Origin of the sequence: Aliivibrio logei, assembly GCF_001691055.1 — a bacterium.
Classification (GTDB): domain Bacteria; phylum Pseudomonadota; class Gammaproteobacteria; order Enterobacterales; family Vibrionaceae; genus Aliivibrio; species Aliivibrio salmonicida.
Window position 1 is genome coordinate 64,851 of record NZ_MAJU01000012.1, and the last position, 21,806, is coordinate 86,656.

The 21,806-nt window shown below is 38.9% G+C and carries 20 protein-coding genes; 8 read left to right on the forward strand and 12 right to left on the reverse strand.

The window, feature by feature from the left end:
* Nucleotides 1-48: 48 nt before the first annotated feature.
* The 5 genes from A6E04_RS12345 to A6E04_RS21570 form a co-directional block, all read right to left on the reverse strand.
* Nucleotides 49-675 carry a CDP-alcohol phosphatidyltransferase family protein gene (locus A6E04_RS12345; RefSeq protein WP_065611547.1) on the reverse strand — a complete coding sequence of 209 codons (627 nt, stop codon included), beginning with the start codon at nucleotides 673-675 and terminating at the stop codon, nucleotides 49-51.
* A complete protein-coding gene (locus tag A6E04_RS12350; RefSeq protein ID WP_017021322.1) occupies nucleotides 668-1,315 on the reverse strand; it encodes an ATP-binding cassette domain-containing protein in 648 nt (215 codons plus the stop codon). Before A6E04_RS12350 ends, A6E04_RS12345 begins: the two co-directional genes overlap by 8 nt.
* Nucleotides 1,275-2,972 carry an ABC transporter permease gene (locus A6E04_RS12355; RefSeq protein ID WP_370527104.1) on the reverse strand — a complete coding sequence of 566 codons (1,698 nt, stop codon included), beginning with the start codon at nucleotides 2,970-2,972 and terminating at the stop codon, nucleotides 1,275-1,277. The genes A6E04_RS12350 and A6E04_RS12355 overlap by 41 nt, the downstream gene beginning before the upstream one ends.
* A 130-nt stretch (nucleotides 2,973-3,102) precedes the next feature.
* Entirely contained in the window at nucleotides 3,103-3,663 is a 561-nt protein-coding gene (locus tag A6E04_RS12360) for a DUF2301 domain-containing membrane protein (RefSeq protein ID WP_017021320.1), read from the reverse strand.
* A gap of 278 nt (nucleotides 3,664-3,941) precedes the next feature.
* A complete protein-coding gene (locus A6E04_RS21570; protein WP_280513405.1) occupies nucleotides 3,942-4,076 on the reverse strand; it encodes a hypothetical protein in 135 nt (44 codons plus the stop codon).
* Nucleotides 4,077-4,091: 15 nt separating this feature from the next.
* Between A6E04_RS21570 and A6E04_RS12365 the strand changes: the two genes are divergently transcribed.
* Entirely contained in the window at nucleotides 4,092-5,306 is a 1,215-nt protein-coding gene (locus A6E04_RS12365; protein WP_065611549.1) for a NupC/NupG family nucleoside CNT transporter, read from the forward strand.
* An 88-nt stretch (nucleotides 5,307-5,394) separates the two neighbouring features.
* Here the strand turns inward: A6E04_RS12365 and A6E04_RS12370 are convergent, their stop codons facing one another.
* The 3 genes from A6E04_RS12370 to A6E04_RS12380 all read right to left on the reverse strand — a co-directional run bounded on the left by A6E04_RS12370 (nucleotide 5,395) and on the right by A6E04_RS12380 (nucleotide 8,996).
* Nucleotides 5,395-6,723: an anaerobic C4-dicarboxylate transporter gene (locus A6E04_RS12370; RefSeq protein WP_026025383.1), complete on the reverse strand. Its 1,329-nt coding sequence runs from the start codon at nucleotides 6,721-6,723 to the stop codon at nucleotides 5,395-5,397.
* Between the two features lie 255 nt (nucleotides 6,724-6,978).
* Nucleotides 6,979-7,917, reverse strand: a complete 939-nt coding sequence (gene metA / locus A6E04_RS12375; RefSeq protein ID WP_017021317.1) for a homoserine O-acetyltransferase MetA — start codon at nucleotides 7,915-7,917, stop codon at nucleotides 6,979-6,981.
* Between the two features lie 158 nt (nucleotides 7,918-8,075).
* Nucleotides 8,076-8,996, reverse strand: a complete 921-nt coding sequence (locus A6E04_RS12380; RefSeq protein WP_065611550.1) for a DMT family transporter — start codon at nucleotides 8,994-8,996, stop codon at nucleotides 8,076-8,078.
* A gap of 311 nt (nucleotides 8,997-9,307) precedes the next feature.
* Here A6E04_RS12380 and A6E04_RS12385 point away from each other — a divergent pair, with 311 nt between their 5' ends.
* Both A6E04_RS12385 and A6E04_RS12390 read left to right on the forward strand, forming a co-directional pair.
* Nucleotides 9,308-9,727, forward strand: coding sequence for a YeeE/YedE family protein (locus A6E04_RS12385; protein WP_065611551.1), 420 nt, complete (start codon nucleotides 9,308-9,310; stop codon nucleotides 9,725-9,727).
* Between the two features lie 9 nt (nucleotides 9,728-9,736).
* Complete coding sequence (locus A6E04_RS12390; protein WP_139078817.1) at nucleotides 9,737-10,174, forward strand: YeeE/YedE family protein; 438 nt, start codon at nucleotides 9,737-9,739, stop codon at nucleotides 10,172-10,174.
* Nucleotides 10,175-10,239: 65 nt separating this feature from the next.
* Here A6E04_RS12390 and A6E04_RS12395 read toward each other — a convergent pair whose 3' ends face one another.
* On the reverse strand, nucleotides 10,240-10,656 hold the full coding sequence (locus A6E04_RS12395; RefSeq protein ID WP_017021313.1) for a VOC family protein: 417 nt from the start codon (nucleotides 10,654-10,656) through the stop codon (nucleotides 10,240-10,242).
* Nucleotides 10,657-11,203: 547 nt separating this feature from the next.
* Between A6E04_RS12395 and cadC the strand changes: the two genes are divergently transcribed.
* Complete coding sequence (gene cadC, locus A6E04_RS12400; protein ID WP_065611553.1) at nucleotides 11,204-12,832, forward strand: lysine decarboxylation/transport transcriptional activator CadC; 1,629 nt, start codon at nucleotides 11,204-11,206, stop codon at nucleotides 12,830-12,832.
* 76 nt (nucleotides 12,833-12,908) lie between these two features.
* On the opposite strand, the gene A6E04_RS12405 is transcribed toward cadC, so the two are convergent.
* Nucleotides 12,909-14,378: an alanine/glycine:cation symporter family protein gene (locus A6E04_RS12405; protein ID WP_065611554.1), complete on the reverse strand. Its 1,470-nt coding sequence runs from the start codon at nucleotides 14,376-14,378 to the stop codon at nucleotides 12,909-12,911.
* 660 nt (nucleotides 14,379-15,038) lie between these two features.
* Here A6E04_RS12405 and cadB point away from each other — a divergent pair.
* The 3 genes from cadB (at nucleotide 15,039) to pdxY (ending at nucleotide 19,588) form a co-directional block, all read left to right on the forward strand.
* On the forward strand, nucleotides 15,039-16,385 hold the full coding sequence (cadB, locus tag A6E04_RS12410; protein ID WP_017021310.1) for a cadaverine/lysine antiporter: 1,347 nt from the start codon (nucleotides 15,039-15,041) through the stop codon (nucleotides 16,383-16,385).
* A gap of 118 nt (nucleotides 16,386-16,503) precedes the next feature.
* The gene (locus A6E04_RS12415; protein WP_017021309.1) at nucleotides 16,504-18,642 is read left to right on the forward strand and encodes a lysine decarboxylase CadA; all 2,139 of its coding nucleotides are present in this window, start codon (nucleotides 16,504-16,506) and stop codon (nucleotides 18,640-18,642) included.
* 76 nt (nucleotides 18,643-18,718) lie between these two features.
* A complete protein-coding gene (gene pdxY / locus A6E04_RS12420; RefSeq protein WP_017021308.1) occupies nucleotides 18,719-19,588 on the forward strand; it encodes a pyridoxal kinase PdxY in 870 nt (289 codons plus the stop codon).
* A 143-nt stretch (nucleotides 19,589-19,731) separates the two neighbouring features.
* On the opposite strand, the gene A6E04_RS21575 is transcribed toward pdxY, so the two are convergent.
* Together A6E04_RS21575 and A6E04_RS12425 are read right to left on the reverse strand one after the other, a co-directional pair.
* On the reverse strand, nucleotides 19,732-19,866 hold the full coding sequence (locus A6E04_RS21575) for a hypothetical protein (RefSeq protein WP_277814500.1): 135 nt from the start codon (nucleotides 19,864-19,866) through the stop codon (nucleotides 19,732-19,734).
* A 75-nt stretch (nucleotides 19,867-19,941) separates the two neighbouring features.
* The gene (locus A6E04_RS12425) at nucleotides 19,942-20,319 is read right to left on the reverse strand and encodes a rhodanese-like domain-containing protein (RefSeq protein ID WP_017021306.1); all 378 of its coding nucleotides are present in this window, start codon (nucleotides 20,317-20,319) and stop codon (nucleotides 19,942-19,944) included.
* Between the two features lie 200 nt (nucleotides 20,320-20,519).
* On the opposite strand from A6E04_RS12425, the gene A6E04_RS12430 reads away from it, so the two are divergent.
* Nucleotides 20,520-21,698, forward strand: a complete 1,179-nt coding sequence (locus A6E04_RS12430; protein ID WP_065611555.1) for a MalY/PatB family protein — start codon at nucleotides 20,520-20,522, stop codon at nucleotides 21,696-21,698.
* The last annotated feature ends 108 nt before the right edge of the window (nucleotides 21,699-21,806 follow it).

Sequence of the window (21,806 nt, forward strand, 5' to 3'; positions counted from 1 at the left end):
GGTTACTTGCGGTGGCTTTTTTAGTTTATGAGAAAGAGGATTAATTTATCATTGATCGCTTTTTTCACTGTCTTTTAGTGTATGAAACCCAGACCAAATTCTGTTTATTGTCGTGATCCAACATAGAGCGGAAAACACATAAGCAATGATTGAAAAGTGAAAAGGGAATAAGCAAAATAAAACAAAACAGCCAATCGTTTCTGTTCCTTCGGTTAACCCTCTCATGTAATACAATGATTTGTTTTTGTAGACTGGGTTATCTATATTCCTTTTTCCTGCCATCACCGCAAAAGCCAAAAAACTGCTGCCAGTACCGATAAATGAAAAGATAATTAATGCGCCTGCAATGGCGTTATGTTCTGGATTCGCGAGAATAAATCCAAAAGGAATTAAAGAATAAAAGAGAAAATCTAAGCTAATATCTAAAAATCCTCCCGAATCTGTAATGCCGTTGATTCTTGCTAATGCCCCATCCAAACCATCACAAATACGATTTAGTAAAATGAAAACCAAAGCAATATTGTATTCTTGAAAGATTAACGCCGGAAAAGCCATGCAGCCTAAAACGAAGCCAAAAACCGTCGTTTGATTTGCGGTTATACCAAGTTTACTTAATTGATTTGCCATTATTGATAAGGGTTTACGTATAAGTTGGATGCTGAACTTATCAAGCATGGGGAATCTCCATTGGCCAAGAGAGGTGTTGGCTATTGTTCGGAATGTCATCATTATCATGAGTTACTAATAGTGTAGGTATATTGGCTTCAGCGAGTTGTGTGAATACCCAATCTCTAAATTGTATACGAAGTGTTTTGTCTAATTTACTAAAAGGTTCATCAAGTAAAGCGACTTTGGGCTTTGCTAGAAGCATTCTGACTAAACTAATACGAGCTCGTTGACCTCCTGATATTTGATCAGGAAAAGAGTGAGCTAAATGGTCTAATTGAATGTTTTTTAATGCGTTAATGGCCTCTGCTTGTCGTTCTTTTCCTTTAATTGCGTTAGGCAAAGCAAAGGCAAGATTTTCCCATACCGAAAGGTGAGGGAAAAGAAGATCTTCTTGAAAGAGAATACCGACATTTCTTTTATGAGGAGCCAAAGTATCAATGTCTTCTCCATTTAACTGGATGCTGCCTGAGTAGTTGAAATCATTCGTTAGATGACCTGCGATTACGTTTAATAGTGTTGATTTTCCACAGCCACTTGGCCCCATAATACTCAGTACTTCCCCTTTATTTACAGATAAAGAGCAAGAGGACAGTAACTCCGTCCCATTATGAGTGAAAATGGTGAGATTCTTTATTGATAGGCTCATGACCTTCAACCTTCCTTGTCTTAATGTTGATGTGGGAATGACGAGAATAATATCGACCGATAATGACGGCTAACGTAAAGAAAACAAAAGGCAATAGCGCTTGCCACAGTGCATAAAGTGCCGTAATTCGACGATCAAATCCACTGGATAATGCCACAGCCTCCGTCGTTAGCGTCATCACTCTTCCTGCTCCTAACATCTGTGTTGGTAAATATTGAGCCAAACTGACACTGATCCCTATTGCTCCTGCATAAATAATGGCAGGAAAAAGTAAGGGGGCCTTAATCGTGAACCAACAATGTAATGGTGACTTACCTAAACTTAATCCTGTTTGAATTAAGCGTTGATCAAAACTACGCCAAGGGCCATCTAGTGCAAGAAAAATATAAGGGAAAGAGAAAAATATGTGTGACCAAATCACCCAAATATAATAAGAATCATGAGAGAAATAGAGTGCAGCAACTTGAATACCAAACAAAAGAGAGAGTTGGGGTACTAACATCGGTATCGCTATCAGTAGAGGCGGGATATGCCAACGATATTTAAGTCTATATTCATGCCCAATCAATGCCAACACAAGAGCGATACTTGCTGAAATAAGAGCAATAAAAAGGCTGTCAGCAATAGTCGGGACAATATTCGGCCATTCTTCAATCCAGAACCGTAGAGAGAACTGAGTAGGCGTTAAATTAGGAAATCGCCACCGCTGTGCGATGCTCCATACCCACATAATAGGAAAAGAGATAACAATAATGCTACTAACCATCCCAAATAAAGAAAGCCCTGGAAATACAAATCCAAATCGGCCAGAGATTTGCCATGCTCGGCAATAGCTTGTTATTCCCCATTCGATAAAGCGGTGAATGGCAATTAGCAGTAAACACAGGATAAATAGGATAACAGCCCCTGCGCCCGCTCGAGGCTGAAGGTTAATGTCTGGATCACTAAACCATTGCCAAACTAAAACAGCAAAGGTTGGGGGGTTACTAGATCCAATAATTAAACCCACATCAACCACTGAAACGCTGTAAGCAATGATCGCCAATAAAGGAAAGCGCGCTTTTTTTAGCCATTGAGGAAAAAGGCACTTCCACCACATTTGATGAGGCTTATAGCCTAAACTGGTCGTTACTTTTATTGTTTTATCAATATTGAGCTGCTGCATTATCGGAATGCTCATGAGTAACAAAAAAGGCACTTCTTTAATGATAAGCACTAAGATTAGACCGATATTGAACGGGTCATTAATGATTGAAAATAAAGGTTCATTAGTTATGGGAGCAATGAGTCTGGCAATCATTCCGGTTGGAGAGAAAAGAAAGGCGAACCCAATAGCGAAAGCAACATGGGGCATTGCAAGTAAAGGGGCTAGAAGTGGTTCTATTTTTTTCCAAATAGGACGATGCCAACCACTTTGCAAAATGGCAAAGGAGATAATGCAAGTAAAGAAGGTACTGATGATAGCACTGGATAGCGTTAATAAAATGGAATGCCAAACGCCACTCCACTCAAAAGCCGCATGATAGCCATTCAGAGTAAACTGAGTTAATCCAATGGAGGGGATATAACTCAATGATGAGCTTAATACACCAATTAGACCGGGAGCAATAGGGACAATGCAGATCACAACAAGAAAAGCATAGAAAACGTGTAATATCATAATCTTGTTATTTAGATCCTAAAAAATTATAGACCAGTATTGGAGCAACAAGTTCCAGTTATAAAATGAATCATTTGATTAAATTCCCCCTATCCATTTAGGGATGGGGGCACTGTTATGACGCGATTTAATTTTGATAATACGCTTTATTGCCAATATCAAAATGCAGTGGCATACGCCATTTTTGTATAGCAAGAAAAGCAAATACAACGCTAGAAAATGCCAAACAAGCGAGTGCAATGATCCAGATATTTAATGCGAGCATTAACACGGCGGTACAAAGTAAAAATGGAATGGCTTTTAGTCCCGGAACGCTGAAACAAAATGATTCTTTCATCGCAATACCAGAGAAGGTAATAAACAAGAATCCGATAGGTAACCAAAAGTAGTGGCTATTGTCTAACTGGCTTAATAATACTAAACCTATCCACGTTGACCACGTAATTATTATACGGATTTTTTTATCATACACATGCAAATTTGCAGCGCTCATTGCACTTGATACCGCTAAGGCTAGATACGCCAATTTATCGAGAGGTTGCTCAAGAGCGATAAGTCCGATCTCATCTGACAGGGCAATGCACGAAAGAAGAAGTGCCAAGCTAAAAAGTGCGATTCCACAACGATAAGTAATAACACTGAATTTATCGATATTATCCAGTTTTTCAATGTGCTCTGTATTCGCCATATTTATATTCCAATTTTAAGCTTAGCCTATAACTGTAGCATGCTTATGATTGAAATTGCCTGTATATATTTCGTTGTATATGTTTATTTTTATGGTGATAAAGGCGGTTTTTTTTGGTTATTTGTACCTTATTGGTACGGTTGTTTTTCAGTTAGGTAAATTCAGTGATTAATGTCACATATTTGGTGATTTTAAATCTGCGCAATGTATACTCCTTTTCCCAATACAAGCCGTCACAGGGAACAGTGAATGACCCCAAGGATTAGGACCAGCTACTGTTAAACAGCTTGTAAAGGAACCCAAATGAACAGCTTTTTATCTATTTCTACCTCCTCTTGGTACAGTAACGCTTCACCATTAACGTCCTTTATTGCGGCGTGCCCTTTCGTTTCTTCATATTTACATTTAATCATTAAATAGGCATTACTATGACCATTTTATTTAGTCTACTTGGCATGTGCGCGCTTATTTTTTGTGCATGGATATTTTCTGAAAAACGTTCAGCTATCAATTGGAAAACCGTTCTTAGAGCTCTTTTTCTACAACTCACTTTTGCAGCTCTTGTACTTTACTTTCCATGGGGTCAGACGGCTCTTGCTGCGCTAAGCCGTGGGGTATCAAGCTTGTTGGGTTTTGCTGATGAAGGCATCGCGTTTTTATTTGGTGATTTAGCATCAACAGGCTTTATTTTTGCGATTCGTGTATTACCAATCATTATTTTCTTCAGTGCCTTAATTTCTGCTCTGTATTATTTAGGCATCATGCAAAAAGTGATCGCTGTTTTAGGTGGCGCGGTTCAGAAATTCTTAGGAACAAGTAAGGTTGAATCTTTAGTTGCGACAGGTAACATCTTCTTATCTCAAGGTGAATCACCTCTACTTATCCGTCCATTCTTGGCAAAAATGACACGTTCGGAGCTGTTTGCTGTGATGGTCGGTGGTATGGCATCGGTTGCTGGTAGTGTTCTAGGTGGTTACGCCGGATTAGGGGTTGAGCTTAAATATTTAATCGCAGCAAGCTTTATGGCGGCACCGGGCAGTTTATTAATGGCTAAGATTTTAGTGCCTGAGCAAGAAACGCCGGTTGATCAGCATGAGTTAACGATCGATAAAAGCGAACAGAGTAATGTGATAGATGCACTGGCAAGTGGTGCAATGAATGGCATGAAAATCGCGGTCGCTGTCGGTACGATGTTGATTGCTTTTGTCAGTGTGATTGCAATGCTAAACAGCGGACTAGAAATGGTTGCTGGATGGTTTGGCTTTGAAGGCATAACGCTGCAAATTGTGTTTGGTTATTTATTTGCACCTATTGCTTGGATCATTGGTATTCCTGAAAGTGAAATGGTGATGGCGGGTTCATACATTGGTCAAAAAATAGTATTAAATGAGTTCGTTGCTTTTATCGACTTTGTTCAACATAAAGATCAATTATCAGCTTACAGCCAAGTAATTATTACTTTTGCATTATGTGGTTTTGCTAATATTAGCTCGATAGCAGTTCAATTAGGTTCTATTGGTATGATGGCACCAGAGCGCCGTGCTGAAGTCGCGAATATGGGTTTTAAAGCGGTACTTGGTGGTACGTTAGCTAACTTAATGAGTGCGTGTTTAGCCGGTTTGTTCTTTAGTTTATCTCTGTAAGATTGTTTTAAAAAAGCCCGAGATGCAGGTTGTTATTAACAACCATGCTCACGGGCTTTTTTTAAACGTTAAGTCTGATTAGGTTACCCTAACCAATCACTATTTGTCCTAATACATAACCGACCATACAGGCCGAAATTACCCCGATTAAACCAACCGACATAAACGAGTGGTTAAAGTAGTATTTACCAATCTTGGTCGTACCTGAGCTATCAAAGTTAACCGTAGCAATATCTGATGGATAGTTTGGAATAAAGAAGTAACCATAAACTGCAGGCATTAAACCAATCACCAAAGCAGGCTCTAGACCTAGAGCAAGGCCAACAGGTAACATCATTCGAGCCGTTGCTGCTTGAGAGTTAACGACTACAGAGACAATGAATAGCGCTAAAGCGAATGTCCATGGGTGAAGTGTCACCATATCCACAATTCCGGCTCTAAATTGAGGCATTGCGTATTGGAAGTAGGTGTCTGACATCCAAGCAATACCGAAGATCGCAATCGCGGCAACCATACCTGATTTAAACACCACACCATTTGGAACATCACGAGGATCGGTCTTCGTCGCTAATAGAATGACACCACCAAACGCCAACATCATCATTTGGATCACGACTGACATTTTGATCGGAGCGCCACCTTCTGTGATGGTGCGGATCTCTGGCAACATAGCGATGACAACAATAGACACGATGGCAGCTAAAAAGATAAGTACCGCATTGCGGGCTTTGGTTGGTAGTTTTTCATCTAAAGACGTAGAGGTAGTGTTTAAGATTTTTTCACGCCAAATAGGATCTTTTAAACGAGCTTGATACTCTTCATCATCGTCTAATTCTTTACCACGACGTAAACTGTACAGCGCCAACATTAGCGTACCAAATAACGTTGAAGGAACCGTAACCATTAAGATCGACAATAAGGTAATTGATGCATCGATATCGACTAATTGCGCTAAATAGTAAACAACCGCAGCAGAAAGAGGGGAAGCGGTAATGGCGATTTGAGAGGCAACAGAAGCCGCCGCCATAGGGCGTTCAGGTCGAATGCCATTTTTTAATGCCACATCACCAATAATAGGCATAATCGAATACACCGCGTGACCTGTACCTAGCAAGAATGTCATCGCATAGGTAACAAAAGGAGCGATGATAGTAACGCGTTTCGGGTTCTTTCTTAAGATCCGCTCTGCGACTTGCAGCATGTACTTTAGGCCCCCAGCGGCTTCTAGTATCGATGCACAAGTAACAACCGCTAAGATAATAAGCATAACGGTAACGGGAGGAGATGTAGGGGGCATTTTGAAGATAAACACTTCAATAACCAGACCAATCCCAGAAACGACGCCTAAACCAATCCCGCCAAAGCGAGAGCCAATATAGAGCACCAGTAATAGAAAGATAAACTCAAAATACAACATAGAACCACCTGCATAAATGCAAAAAATAATAAAAAATCAATTACAGGCATTAATACCTTACATATCAGAGGCTTTTATTGAGCTTGTTCTCATTTAGAGTGTTGTTGGTTTTGTAAATAGAGGTTTGATTGATCTGAGTTAAAGGGATGACTATTTTTTTGATCGAAATAAAAAAGTGTGGGCTATCTATCAGATAAATCTAGATGGTTTTATTATTAGTCGGGCGTAACTGATGTATTACGCCCTAGTGAGGAGTTAATCGCGGGTGAAGTTGAGCTCTGAAAAATGGTCAAGATCATACGGTGTTTGTTGGTAAACACAGTAATTCAACCAATTAGAAAACAATAAGTGTCCGTGACTACGCCACGTCGCTTTTGGTGGAATATCAGGGTTATCATCAGGATAATAATTAACAGGAATAATAGGTTCCATTCCTTCACCTAAATCACGAACATATTCATTATGTAAAGTGAGAGAGTCGTATTCAGGGTGACCAGTAACAAATACATTTCGCTTGTCTTTGGTTGATGCTAAATAAACCCCAGCTTCTTTTGAGGTCGCAAGGATGTCGAGATCGGTATGAGCGTTAAGATAATCGGCAGAAAAATCCGCATAACGAGAATGAGGCGCTAAAAATTGATCATCAAAACCACGTAAAATGGGGTGATGTTGTTCAAGGTTGGTGTGTTTGTAAACACCAGACAGTTTTTCTTTGCGTGTGCGCTTTGGTAAATCATACAGCAATTTTAAACCGGCTTGTGCCGCCCAACAAACATACAAACTCGATGTGACATGATCCTTTGCCCACGTCATGATGGTTTGTAAGTGCTCCCAATAAATAACATCTTCAAATTGGACTAAACCCAATGGAGCGCCAGTAATTATCAAGCCATCAAAATTACGATTTTTAATGCCTTCAAATTGGCGATAAAAAGTATCTAAATGTTCGGTAGGGGTATTTTTACTGGTGCGATTATCAATGCGTAATAGCTCAACATCCACTTGTAATGGACTGTTTGATAACAAGCGAAGAAATTGAGTTTCTGTTTCTATCTTCTTAGGCATCAAATTTAATATGATCACTTTAAGAGGACGAATGGCTTGTGTGGTGGCTCGAGATTCTTGCATGACAAAGATATTTTCTTCGCGCAATACTTCAGCAGCAGGGAGTTGGTCAGGGATTCTAATTGGCACAACTTATCCTTAAGTTATTTTTAATTCATAGCATTCTATACGTCTATACTCCTAAACTACCTTATTATGAATAGGGTGTCGATACAAGAAAGGGCACTAATTGCGCCCTTTCTTCTTTCTTTAATCTCTCGTTATAAATAACCAGATTGTCTCTTTCATTATGATGCCGATTTATAGAGGACTTTTAATTTACTTAATGAGAGTGCACTTCGTGGGATCTTCGACAGTAAAATCCCACCAAGCAGCGGCGCTAGCATGATAAGGGACTTGTCTGAAATAGTGGTTCCAGAAGTGAGTGAAGACAAACTGAGTGCGACTAATGGGAAGATTAAGAAACAGATTGATGCGGCAAAGGGGGTTGATATTTGACCTAATTTAAAATAAGCCACAATGCCACCGACACTTGCAAAGACACCTAAGTAAGCGACAGCTATTACAGAAGATGATGAGAACGCTTGTACGTCGACCTGTTCAAAAGCAAATGACGTAATAAACAATAATAGCGCGGCAATAAAACTAGGAATGGCGTTGTAAGTGATGACTTGAATATCTTTACAGTATTTTTGCACCATCACATACATGATCGCATGAATAGCAACGGCTAACGCTAACGCCGCTGAACCAATCAGTAAATCATCACCACCAATCCCTAGCTCATTCGATAAAATGACATACAAACTGCTGACAGCAATAAACAAGCCTGCAAATTGATGGGGTGAAAGTCTAAGGCCTAAAAATAAAGTGGATGTGATCATTACGGCAATTGGCATGTTGGCAAAAATAATAGATGCAAGGCCAGAAGAAATATACATCTCACCAGCTATCATTAAGGTAAATGGGATCGCAAAATAGAAAACAGCGACAATAATCATCCACTTATTTTTCCCTCTTGGAAAGAATAAAGGCTGATTAAAAATCTTCGACAATAAAATTAGAATAGGCGAAGCAATAAGAAAGCGCAGAGCCGTCGAAAAGATTGGTGGGATGGTATCGACGGCTATTTCCATAGCAAGCCATGTGGTTCCCCAAATGAAGCACACAGAGCAAAATAGCAGCAGAGAAAGGTATTTCTTATCCATATAAAGTGTCCATTCTATATTGTTTTAATGTATTGATATTTTTTTGTGCAATAGCAACAAGATGAATGGGAAATATACGTGCTTCACCGGAGAATAACTTGCTTATTTATGTCATAAAAAATCAAATTTAGAGAATTTTTTTCTCTTTCATTGAGTTTGTTAAGTATTTATTCCATATTTCCCTTCTTATTTTCTGTTTAGTTGATTGTGAATTCACATTACCTAAATTAGTCATTGCTAAATAATCTTTGACTAATGTTTATGATTTAGTATGCTTAACACTGAGTTAACCTAAAAGAGAGAAGAAGATAATGAGTATATCGATTCCATGGGAGTCCTTATTTGGCGGCATGTTACTTGGCGTTTCTGCGACGTTGTTATTACTGCTGAATGGTAAAATTGCAGGAATTAGTGGAGTGCTTACCGGGCTATTAGTACCTAAAAAACAAGATTATGCTTGGCGTGTCTTGTTTATTGTGGGAATGATCTTTGGTGGTGTTGGTGGTGTTCATTATCTTGGTGCTTACGTGCCTAGTGAGTATAACGCGACGGTGAGCACGCTTGTTATTGCCGGTTTACTGGTTGGTGTTGGCACCCGTTTAGGCAATGGTTGTACTAGTGGGCATGGGATCTGTGGTATTGGTCGATTGTCTGTTCGCTCAATGATTGCTACCGCTACTTTTATGATTGTTGCGGCTATCACTGTTTTTTTTCTCAATCACCTTCTTTAGTTGGATTCGATGATGGCTACTTTATTATTTCTTTTTGTATCGCTGGTTTCAGGGCTTCTTTTTGGTATCGGTATGGTTATTTCTGGAATGGCAGATCCTCACGTTGTGATTGCTTTTTTAGATGTTGCTGGAGAGTGGGATCCAAGCTTAATGTTTGTGATGGGAGGGGCGTTATTGGTATTTATGCCCGCGTATTTTCTATTGATTAAGCCGAAAGAAAAACCATTAAATGCAGGTGAGTTTTGTTTATCTACCAATAAACAAATTGATAAGCGATTAGTTATCGGTGCGGTAATCTTTGGTTTAGGATGGGGCATTGCCGGTGTTTGTCCGGGACCCGCCGTATCAAGCATCGCTCTTGGTAATAAAGATGTGATTATCTTTTTTGTTGCTATGATTATCGGGTTATATATGACCCATAAAATACTGCAATCTAAAGACGCGTAAATTGACGTTGATTTAATTAATACAAAAAATGGGCAAACCTATTTGAGTTCGCCCTTTCTTATTGATTAGTAACTGTAACGTTCTTCCGGCTTTTCACTGTCGTATTCTACTAACTCCCACTCGAATCCTGCTTTGTCATAAAAGTAAGTACGTCGCCCATGTTTTTCTTGAGTGACTAGACCATTTTGTTCGTAACCTAAAGCAAGTAATTTTTCCTGAAGATGGTCTAAATTGTCGACGATCATTCCAATATGGTTCACACCGATATTGTGATAGGGCTTACGGGTATCTTGTGATGAGGTCGCATCTTTGGGTTCTTGTAAGGCAAAATAACATTCATCATTACCGACATGAGCCCATCGATAACTACCTACTGGTGTTTGGTCTATTTTGACTCTAAAGTCAGGTGCTGCATTTAATAGAAAAGCGATGGCCGCATCTATGTTTGGAACGGTGATGTTGGCGTGTTCAAATTGTGTCATAGTGACTCCTTGTCATACTCATTATTAACGTAGAGACACTGTAAAAGGTAAAGTTAACTTTAGGTCAATACATTATATGTTTTTTTGTTCACTATTATTTATTGATTAGTGATGTAAATATTAATAGCATTTTTATGTTTTCTTGATTTTTATTTCCCCTTCTTTTTATAAGGTTATAAGTTGATAAAACTTGATCTATTTATATTCCATTTATGTTGCATTCATAAACGCTAGGTTCTATTAATATTAAAAATAGACTTGTTCATGTGAAAAATGGTCATGCTATGTTATCTCTCTTATATCTTTAATTTTATTAGTTTGTTTTAATTCAATTGCTTATGTTTGATTGTTTGATTTTTTATGTTGTTTTAATTCGTTGGATCCTAAGATTTCATTTTTGATAAGGGAATGATATAGGCAGATATAAATAGTTTATTTATAATCGCCATCTCTTTTATGAATCGTATCAATATAAATAGATAATCTTTATTTTTTGAGATGCATAAACTGCTTATATTAATAACGATTTAACACCAATGAGTATCTTATGGTCGGATTATGTTTTCAAATTAATGACTGGACTCTCGTCATTGAAGAAAATAAATTATATCGCCAAGATAGGGAAGTCTCGGTTGAACCACGTTTAGTTAATTTGCTTCGTTTTTTAGCCCAACATTCCGGTGAAGTATTTTGCCGTGATGAATTAATACAACATGTTTGGGATGGCGCGTTCGTAACTGATCAAGTTGTCACTCAATCTATTTTTGAATTACGCAAGATATTAAGAGATGGGCGTTTAGATAACGCGAGATACCTTGTGACCGTGCCAAAACGTGGTTATAAGCTTGTTGCTGACACTCAACTCGTTAATTTTGAAGAGACAGAGTTTTGGAAACCTTGTGACTATTCTAAAACGGTAATCTCTTCAGCGTTAAATTATGCAGAATCAGGGCATGCAGCTCACGAGCTTATTGATGAGAAAGTAACAACAACAGAGCGTGATCTTTCTTTTCCATCAGGCCCACTAACCCGTGCTATCACGACAATATCGAAAGATGTTGAAAAAGAAAAAAATAAACAGGGTGCAAGCTTTAACTCTTTCCATCGTTGGAAACTACTCGCTTTTGATGCTTTTCTTGTTTGTATTTTAATTGCAGTGATTATGTCGGCAACGTATCAACAAACCAGTACACACATTACAAAAGCGATCGATATCGATTTAATCGAATTTACGTTTCATGCAAGCCGTAATCAAAAAGATGAAACGGAATTTCTTGCTGATGGGATAAGTCAAAAATTAATGGCAGATTTAGCCAGTGTTGGTAATTATCGTGTTCAATTAGATAAAACCGCCTTTACGACTGGGATTTTACCTGGGAAAGCGGTGGATGTACGTGTTGAAGAGCAGCAAAATAAAACCTATTTAGATGTAGAGTATCGCAGCAATACATCCAATAAAGTGTTGTTTAGTCGTCAATATCGAATGACGCCATCCAATCTTGAGCGTGTTTTACGTCAATCGTCTTTTGATTTAATGAACGCACTGGGTGTTACTGTTTCTGAAGCACAGATGGACGAATTAATGCTTGGCTTACCTAAAGAGGAAGGGTTGCTAGAGGTATTGATTCAAGCAAATCATTATATCAATCAGCCGGATCCTCGATTGTTTGAGCAAGGCATACGACTGTTAGAGAAAATATCATCAGAAGAACCTGATAATGGGTATATTTTGGCTGAATTATATATTGCTTATAATGCATTTTCAGCACTTAACCCTGAGCTTGAATTGAACGATAACACCATGAAAATTGATAATTTAAGTCAAGATTTGGTGGAAAAATACGGGGTTGCAACAGACGAAATATGGCCTGCGCGTATTTATGAAGCATTAGCAATGAATGCCATTAAACAAGATGATAAAGAAGCGGCTCAAAAATACCTTTCGCTTGCTTTTGCGCGCAGAGAGTCCGCTTTCTCATATATTCTTGAAGGAAAGCTTGCAGAGCTGAATGGGAATTTAGATAAAGCGGGGGACGCTTATAGTCGAGCGTTCTTTATGGATACGTCTCTAGAAACGTACATGTTAAGTGAGAACTTAGCGTTTTACAGTGATCTAGAAACCGTGGCTTATTTTATGTATAGAGCCGTAAAGCCGAGTGAAGTTCGTTTAATGTAAATGACAAATAATGGATAACAAAAAGCCCGTAGTACTCAGTACTACGGGCTTTTTTATTTACGAGAGAATAAAGTATTTACACCTTCTTTTTCTCTGGATGCCATGCTGTGTCGACGTTATCCAGTTGAGGAAACTTAGTGCGATCAAATTCAGGTATTTTACCTGCTTTTAATTGCGTTTCGTAATCTTTGATAACGTTAATTGCCAATTTAGACAAAAAGATGAGCGCGACAATATTGATTAATGCCATCATGCCCATTGATGCGTCAGCTAAGTTCCATACCACAGGTAAAGAAGCCACTGAGCCAAACATCACCATTGCTAATACACATAGGCGGAAACCAAATAGGCCTTTCTTAGAGTTACCATTTAAGAACATTACGTTGGTTTCAGCGTAGCTGTAGTTCGCAATGATAGACGTAAAGCAGAACAATAAGATAGCAAGAGCCATGAAGTAACTTGTCCAGCTACCTAGCTCATTGGTTAGCGCTTGTTGTAGAAGGCTGATACCTGTTGCTGCATTTGGTTGATCCATTACGCCAGAAAGCATAATCATCGCCGCAGAAGCGGTACAGATAACAATCGTATCAACAAATACACCTAGCATTTGCACAAAACCTTGTGATGCAGGGTGGTTAGGGTTTGGCGTTGCACTTGCTGCGATGTTCGCTGCTGAACCCATACCCGCTTCGTTCGAGAATAAACCACGAGCGATACCAGATTGCATAGCTTGCGCGATAGTATAAGCAACACCACCTGCTGCGGCTTCTTGCCAACCGAATGCACTTTTAACGATAAGCGTTAATACTGCTGGAACTTCAGTGATGTTCATTACCACAACGATTAAAGCAATCGCAAGGTAACCAACCGCCATTACGGGTACGATTTTTGATGATGCCGTTGCAACACGACGTAAGCCGCCCATGATGAAGAACGCAGATACCGCTACGATAACCACACCCATGATCGTTTTATCAAAACCAAATGAATGACTAAGTGCATCGGTAATGGTGTTTGCTTGAACAGCATTGAAGACTAAACCAAAAGCGATGATTAAAAAGATAGAGAAAAGTGTACCCATCCAGCGTTGGCCTAGGCCTTTTTCCATGTAGTATGCTGGGCCGCCACGGTATTGACCATCAACATCTTTTACTTTGTAGACTTGAGCTAGAGTTGATTCGATGAATGCGGTTGCCATTCCAAATAAGGCGATAAGCCACATCCAGAAGATAGCACCAGGGCCACCAACGGTTAATGCCACTGCCACACCTGCCATGTTACCCGTTCCCACGCGAGCTGCCATAGAGGTACAAAATACTTGATAAGAGCTGATGCCGTTTTCGACTTCTTTGTCGTTACGTAGAATTTGAATTGAATGACCAAGTTGACGTATTTGAATGAAACCAAGACGTAGTGTGAAGTAAACACCAACACCAACCAGAAGATAGACGAGAACTTGTCCCCAAAGAATGCCGTTGATAGTGCCAATGACAGACATTAATGCCTCGTTCATTGACTCAATTAGCGTTGAATCTGTGCTTGTCATGAAATTTCCTTATTATTAATCGTTAATTTATCTTTCCTGAATTAAAGGGGAGCAAAAGCCACTCTTTAAGAAATATAAGTAACTTTGTTATAGAATTGTATAAAATATCGTTTGCTAAGGATTCGCGGCGATTAATATAGTGTAGGGAGCTTTGTTTAGTCAATAATAATGAAACAATACACCCATCTTTTTTTACTATTGAGGTTAAAGATTTACAAAAAAACGTTTGTATTTCGTCGTTAATTAACACCTTCTTTTTATATGGGTACTGTTTAATCCGCTGTCTCTCTTCTTACTCCTTTCGTATCTTCCTTATATCCGAACATTATCATTCTTGATGAATTTATATTTTTTATAAAACTCAAATTAAATATAAAAAACACTTAATTAAGTTGTTGATTACAAATGCTTATAATGGTTTTTGTGTTTATGTAAAAAGATAAACTTCCTTATGTTTTCATCATTATTTTATTGATAATTTTATCCTGATTTTTTTTATTGTCTTTGGGCGTAATCTTCATCTCAACATTACAGCGAGATGTTGTTCTTATACCCAAATGAGTTTTTATAATTTGGTTTAAATAACGTCTCCTCTTTTTAATGAACATTTAAGTATAACGGGCACGAAAAAAGGCCCATTCGATAATCCCTGGAGATATGATGGAATCGAATACCAAAAAAATTGGCTTAATTGCCTGTACTGGCGTTGTTGCCGGCAACATGATGGGGAGCGGTATTGCACTATTACCTTCTTCATTAGCAGCTGTTGGCTCAATTTCAATTTTTAGTTGGATCATTTGTTTAGTTGGTGCGTTGAGTTTGGCATTTGTTTTTGCTCGCTTAGCAACAAAGAACCCACAAGAAGGTGGTCCAATCGCTTACGCTGGTGAAGTTGCTCCTGTGTTTGGTTTCCAAACTGGGGTTCTTTACTACCACGCAAACTGGATTGGTAACTTAGCCATCGCCATTACTGGTGTGTCTTATTTATCTGTTTTCTTCCCTGCTTTAAGTCATCCAATCCCTGCTGCAATAGCAACGGTTGCGTCTGTATGGATATTTACCTTTGTAAACTTACTCGGTGGTAGCTGGGTTAGTCGTCTTTGTACTCTAGGTCTAGGGCTTATCCTTATTCCAGTTGTTGGTACCGCTGTTGCTGGTTGGGGGCATTTTGATATGGCCATTTACAACCAAAACTGGAACGTATCATCAGGCACAAACAGTCATGCTGTTATCAGTGCGGTATTGATTTGTTTATGGTCATTTGTTGGTGTTGAATCAGCCGCTGTATCATCTGGTATGGTAAAAAATCCAAAACGCACGGTACCTCTAGCAACCATGTTGGGTACAGCGATTGCGGGTATTATTTATATCCTATCGACTCAAGTTATTGGTGGTATGTTCCCGGCGTCTGAAGTAGCTGCATCAAGTGCACCTTTCGCACTGGCAACAACAGAAATCTTCGGTAGCTGGTCTGCTCCATTCGTTTCTGCATTTACTGCACTTGCGTGTTTCACTTCTCTTGGTTCTTGGATGATGTTGGTTGGTGAGGCCGGTAAACGTGCTGCTAACGATGGCAACTTCCCTAAAATCTATGGCGAAACTGATAAAAATGGCGTAGCGAAAAAAGGGCTTATCTTAGCATCGTTAAAAATGACAGCGCTAATGATTGTACTTACTGCGTTCAGTTCTCAATCTGCTCATACTGCTGACTTATTTAATCAGCTAACAACAGATGCCGTACTACTAACAATGCTTCCTTACTTCTACTCAAGCATTAACTTAATTCGCTTTGAAGGTATGACTACTCGTAGTGGCTTTACGATGATGTTCTCTGGCGTGGCTTGTGTGTTCTGTATGATTGCGCTTGCTGGTGCAGAAGGTGCAACACTGACTGCAACCTTTATCGTGTCACTGGTTATCCTTATGTTCTACGCAAAAAAAATGGGCTTGAAACAAGCAGAGCAAAATGCAGCAGCTGAAACAGAAGCCGCGATTGCAACCCATTAATGTCACTCGATAGCGTAACGATTTAACGCTACCAACTTACTTAATTTACCCCTATGGCGCTCCACTACCTCACCATCAAAAAGATGGGGAGCGCCTTGTTTCGTCTTGGAGATATAAAATGAATATTTTTGCTATCCTAAACCACTCAGGTGTTTTCTTTAAAGAAGAGCCAGTTCGCGAACTTCATGCTTCTTTAGAAAAAGCAGGCTACAAAGTTGTTTACCCAGTAGACGCACAAGATTTGTATAAAATGGTTGAAATGAACCCACGCATTTGTGGTGTGTTATTTGACTGGGATAAATACTCATTAGACCTATGTACTGAAATTAATGTCTTGAATGAAAAATTGCCTTTGTATGCCTTTGCAAACCAACATTCAACGTTAGATATTTCATTAACGGATTTACGTCTAAACCTTCATTTCTTCGAATATGCGTTAGGCATGGCCGATGATATCGCTCTGAAAATTAATCAAGCGACTGAAGAATACATAGATCAAATCATGCCTCCTTTTACTAAGGCACTATTCAAATACGTAGAAGAAGGTAAATATACGTTCTGTACTCCGGGTCACATGGGCGGTACTGCTTTCCAAAAAAGTCCAGCAGGCAGCATCTTTTATGATTTCTACGGTCCAAACGCATTTAAAGCGGATGTATCAATTTCAATGCCTGAACTAGGTTCATTGCTTGATCACTCTGGTCCTCATAAAGAAGCAGAAGAGTATATTGCTCGCACGTTTAATGCAGACAGCTCTTACATCGTAACGAACGGTACGTCTACTTCAAACAAAATTGTAGGTATGTTCTCTGCACCAGCAGGAAGCACAGTACTTGTTGACCGTAACTGTCACAAATCTTTGACTCATATGATGATGATGAGTGATGTAACACCTATCTACTTCCGTCCAACGCGTAACGCTTACGGTATTTTAGGTGGCATTCCTCAAAGTGAATTCACTCGTGAAGTGATTGAAGCAAAAGTAGCAGCAACACCAAACGCAACTATGCCTGGTTATGCGGTTATTACTAACTCTACTTACGATGGCTTGTTGTATAACACTCAATACATCAAAGAAACGCTAGACACTAAATTCATCCACTTCGACAGTGCTTGGGTTCCTTACACTAACTTCAACTCTATTTACGAAGGTAAATGTGGTATGAGTGGTGAAGCGATGCCGGGTAAAGTGTTCTATGAAACACAATCAACTCATAAATTATTGGCTGCGTTCTCTCAAGCATCAATGATCCATGTGAAAGGTGAGTTTGATAAAGAATCTTTCAACGAAGCCTTCATGATGCACACATCAACATCACCTCAATATGGTATTGTTGCATCAACAGAAATTGCTGCGGCGATGATGCGCGGTAATACAGGTAAGAAACTGATCCAAGACTCTATTGATCGTGCTATTCGTTTCCGTAAAGAGATCAAACGTCTAGAAAGTGAAAGTGACAGCTGGTTCTTTGATGTATGGCAACCAGAAAACATTGATACAACAGAATGTTGGAAACTGGATCCTAAAGATACATGGCATGGTTTTAAAGACATCGATGATGACCACATGTACCTTGATCCAATCAAAGTAACGCTATTAACTCCAGGAATGAACGAAAATAGCGAAATGAGTGAAACAGGTATCCCTGCCTCTATCGTTGCTAAATACTTAGATGAACACGGTATTGTAGTAGAGAAAACAGGTCCATATAACCTATTATTCTTGTTCTCTATCGGTATTGATAAATCAAAAGCAATGCAATTACTGCGTGCGTTAACTGACTTTAAACGTGGCTATGATCTAAACTTAACAGTGAAAAACTTCTTACCTTCACTGTACAACGAAGATCCAAGCTTCTACGAAGGCATGCGCATTCAAGAACTGGCACAAGGCATTCACGACCTTACTCGTAAATACCGTTTACCAGAATTGATGTTCAAAGCGTTTGATGTATTACCTGAACTAAAAGTAACGCCACACGCAGCATGGCAAGAAGAGCTACGCGGCAATGTGGAAGAAGTGAAACTGGAAGAAATAGTTGGTCGCGTAAGTGCCAATATGATCCTTCCTTATCCTCCAGGTGTTCCACTAGTACTTCCTGGTGAAATGGTAACAACAGAATCTCGTCCAGTACTTGATTTCTTAGAGATGCTATGTGCAATCGGCGCTCATTACCCAGGCTTTGAAACGGATATTCACGGTGTATATGCTCAAAAAGATGGCAGTTACACAGTGAAAGTATTAAAAGAAGATTAAGCCCTAGGGTTTTAAAGGATTATCGTTTATTTTAGGGCACGGAAGCCCTTACTCTATTTTAAATTATGGTGATGTTATGAAACGTATTCTTTCCATTCAGTCTCATGTGGTATTTGGTTGTGCAGGCAACAGTGCAGCGGTTTTTCCAATGCGAAGAATGGGAATGGAAGTGTGGCCAATTAACACGGTACAGTTTTCAAATCACACACAATATTTACAAGGCTGGAAAGGCATCGCTATGCCTGCGGGCCATATTTCAGAATTAGTTGATGGTCTATCAGCAATTGAAGCAACAAAAGTCTGTGATGCGGTATTAAGTGGTTACTTAGGATCAGCAGCGCAAGGTGAAGAGATCATTACTGCGGTTCAGAAAATTAAACAAGACAATCCAAACGCAATTTACTTTTGTGATCCAGTAATGGGGCACCCTGAGAAAGGTTGTATTGTTGCACCAGAAGTCGAAGTGTTTTTTAAAGAATCGGCATTAGCTTCAGCCGATATTATTGCACCAAATTTACTTGAGTTAGAAAGTTTATCTGGCATGACTATTAATACCTTAGATCAAGTGATTGAAGCGAATAATCAACTGCTTGAAAAAGGCGTTAAGATGGTAGTGGTAAAACACTTGAGTCGTGCGGGAATTCAAAAAGATCGTTTTGAAATGCTATTAACCACCAAAGACGGCAGTTACCACGTTTCTCGTCCTTTATATGACTTTGATGCAAAGCGTCAGCCAGTAGGGGCAGGGGATTTAATCAGTGGTGTGATGCTGGCCAATTTGATGGCAGGCTATGCGCCAATTGAAGCATTTGAGCGTACCAATGCTGCGGTTGATTCTGTGATGAAAGAAACCTTCAATCGTGGAGCGTATGAGTTACAGCTTATCGCGTCACAAGAACAATTTAATGCGCCCAATATTACGGTAAAAGCGACGAAAGTAGCGTAATCCGTCATCTTCGCAATGAATAGAAAATGCAAAGCCCTTTAATCCCTATCGTCAGTGATTAAAGGGCTTTTTTATTGTGTTGATTTCTTTTTAATTATTGAATAGATCAGATTGACCATCGAGGTGTGTAAATTCTTGTAGTGTTAAACCTGCATTATTTTCAATACGGCTCTCATGATTGCCGTATTACCTCGTTTATCTTGTAAGCATGCATTAGCGCCTTTTTTAACCGTAACTCGAGCAACAAAAAATGCCACGGATAGATTGAAACTAGACATTAAAAAACCCAACCTCTTTGTGATGTTGGGTTTTGTTTTATTAGGTGAATGATTATTTTTGTATTTAGATAATCGTTATTCTTCTTTTAACCAACCAAAGAAACCCTCAGTTAGATTTTTTACTGGTGATAACCCCATTTCAGAGGCCAGTTTTGCCGCATAAAGTGAGCGTAAACCATGAGCACAATAGAAAACATAGGTTTTATCTTGATTGAAAATCTTATTATGAGCAGGGCATTTCGGGTCAATTAAAAATTCTAACATTCCTCTTGGGCAAGTAAACGCCCCCGGGATCACGCCATGCTCTTCTCGTTCCGCGGCTTCTCGGACATCGACAAAGATATAGTTATCGTCTTGATATAATGCCTTAGCCTCTGCAATCGACATTTCTTCTACTGTTGAACGTGCTTCTTCATTTAACTCTTTAATGCCTTTTATTATTGTTTGTGACATGTTTTTTCTCTCTTAATTTCGCATTAATACAATGCTGTCATTAATGAATAGACGCAGTTAGTAAGAAAAAGATGCATTATTTTTTACTCTTTTTACGTAAATATTACGCTTTAAATAAGGGATAAAAAATAGTGCGTCTTTTTTTATGATTAAGCGTCTAAGTTATCGTAAAGATAAATTTTAATTGAGGATAACACCGCATGTTTACAGATACGCCTAAAAATAGTGACGCTCAGAATAAATTCATAAAATACGATTCTGATATGCTGAACCATATTTATAAAACAGAAGAAGTGACGCCATATTGGGTAGCGGATATGGACTTTCCTATTGCTAATCCCATCACGTTAGAATTACAACGTCTTGTTGATCGCGAAGTGTATGCGTATGAATTTAACTCATCTGCCGTGTTTAAGGCGATCTCAGATTGGAATAAGCGTCAGCACAATATCGAATTGAACCCTAAGACCTTTGTTCAAGTTCCTGGAGTGTTGAATGCCATTGCATTATTGATCCGTGAATGGTCAGAAGTAGGTGATGGAGTATTAATTCAAACCCCTGTTTATCATCAATTTAAGCGTTTAATTGAGTCGTCTGGTAGAAAAGCGATCAGCAATACGATGAAAATCGAAGATGGTCACTATCGTATGGACTTTGATGATTTTGAAGAAAAATTACAAAGCGGTGATGTAAAAATGGTTCTGCTTTGTAACCCTCACAACCCAGTAGGGAGAGTATGGGAAAAGAGTGAATTACAACAATTAGTCGATATCGCTAAAAAATATGATGTCGTGATAATCAGTGATGAAATTCATGCGGATATCGTATTTTCGGGGCATAAATTTACCAGTATTGTTGAGTTTGGTTATGAAAAAAGTGTCTCGATTATCGGCTCTCCAGCGAAAAACTTTGGCTTAAATAGTATCTCAAACGGGTATATTTATACTGACAATCAAGAGATGTTCGAGCAGATAAAAGCCACCGTCAATTCATTATCTTTAGATCATGGTAATGCGTTTACTACGTTTGCCACCATAGCGGCTTATGAAAAAGGACAAGCGTGGTTCGATGGCTTTTTAGCTTATACCGAAAATACCGTGAATTGGATTGTTAATTACCTTGAAGAGAATCTACCTCAAGTACTGGCTTACAAACCAGAAGGGACAAACCAAATATGGTTTGATTTCTCAGGACTAAACTTGGAAGAAGAAGCATTAAAAACGCTTATCGTAAATAAAACGAAGATGGGATTAACTCCGGGATCATGGTTTGGTGAGCAAGATTCAAATTTTTATCGAATGAATATCGCGTCTCCACTCGCTCAAATTCAAGCCTCTTTTATCTTATTGAAAAATGAAATCGATAAGTTAAATTCATAGAAAAAGCATTGATTTAGTATCTATAATAAAAACACTGAGCCAATAATGTTCGGTGTTTTTTTATGTAGTAATAAAATAAAAACCCCCACCAGTTTGACCTGATGGGGA

Coding starts and splice junctions, on each gene's coding strand:
- cadB (WP_017021310.1), top strand. CDS start 15,039: ATGGAATCGAATACCAAAAAAATTGGCTTAATTGCCTGTACTGGCGTT.
- A6E04_RS12380 (WP_065611550.1), bottom strand. CDS start 8,996: ATGGATAAGAAATACCTTTCTCTGCTGCTATTTTGCTCTGTGTGCTTC.
- cadC (WP_065611553.1), top strand. CDS start 11,204: ATGGTCGGATTATGTTTTCAAATTAATGACTGGACTCTCGTCATTGAA.
- A6E04_RS12370 (WP_026025383.1), bottom strand. CDS start 6,723: ATGTTGTATTTTGAGTTTATCTTTCTATTACTGGTGCTCTATATTGGC.
- pdxY (WP_017021308.1), top strand. CDS start 18,719: ATGAAACGTATTCTTTCCATTCAGTCTCATGTGGTATTTGGTTGTGCA.
- A6E04_RS12430 (WP_065611555.1), top strand. CDS start 20,520: ATGTTTACAGATACGCCTAAAAATAGTGACGCTCAGAATAAATTCATA.
- A6E04_RS12350 (WP_017021322.1), bottom strand. CDS start 1,315: ATGAGCCTATCAATAAAGAATCTCACCATTTTCACTCATAATGGGACG.
- A6E04_RS12345 (WP_065611547.1), bottom strand. CDS start 675: ATGCTTGATAAGTTCAGCATCCAACTTATACGTAAACCCTTATCAATA.
- A6E04_RS12395 (WP_017021313.1), bottom strand. CDS start 10,656: ATGACACAATTTGAACACGCCAACATCACCGTTCCAAACATAGATGCG.
- A6E04_RS21570 (WP_280513405.1), bottom strand. CDS start 4,076: ATGATTAAATGTAAATATGAAGAAACGAAAGGGCACGCCGCAATAAAG.
- A6E04_RS12425 (WP_017021306.1), bottom strand. CDS start 20,319: ATGTCACAAACAATAATAAAAGGCATTAAAGAGTTAAATGAAGAAGCA.
- A6E04_RS21575 (WP_277814500.1), bottom strand. CDS start 19,866: ATGTCTAGTTTCAATCTATCCGTGGCATTTTTTGTTGCTCGAGTTACG.
- A6E04_RS12405 (WP_065611554.1), bottom strand. CDS start 14,378: ATGACAAGCACAGATTCAACGCTAATTGAGTCAATGAACGAGGCATTA.
- A6E04_RS12390 (WP_139078817.1), top strand. CDS start 9,737: ATGATGGCTACTTTATTATTTCTTTTTGTATCGCTGGTTTCAGGGCTT.
- A6E04_RS12365 (WP_065611549.1), top strand. CDS start 4,092: ATGACCATTTTATTTAGTCTACTTGGCATGTGCGCGCTTATTTTTTGT.
- A6E04_RS12415 (WP_017021309.1), top strand. CDS start 16,504: ATGAATATTTTTGCTATCCTAAACCACTCAGGTGTTTTCTTTAAAGAA.
- A6E04_RS12360 (WP_017021320.1), bottom strand. CDS start 3,663: ATGGCGAATACAGAGCACATTGAAAAACTGGATAATATCGATAAATTC.
- A6E04_RS12385 (WP_065611551.1), top strand. CDS start 9,308: ATGAGTATATCGATTCCATGGGAGTCCTTATTTGGCGGCATGTTACTT.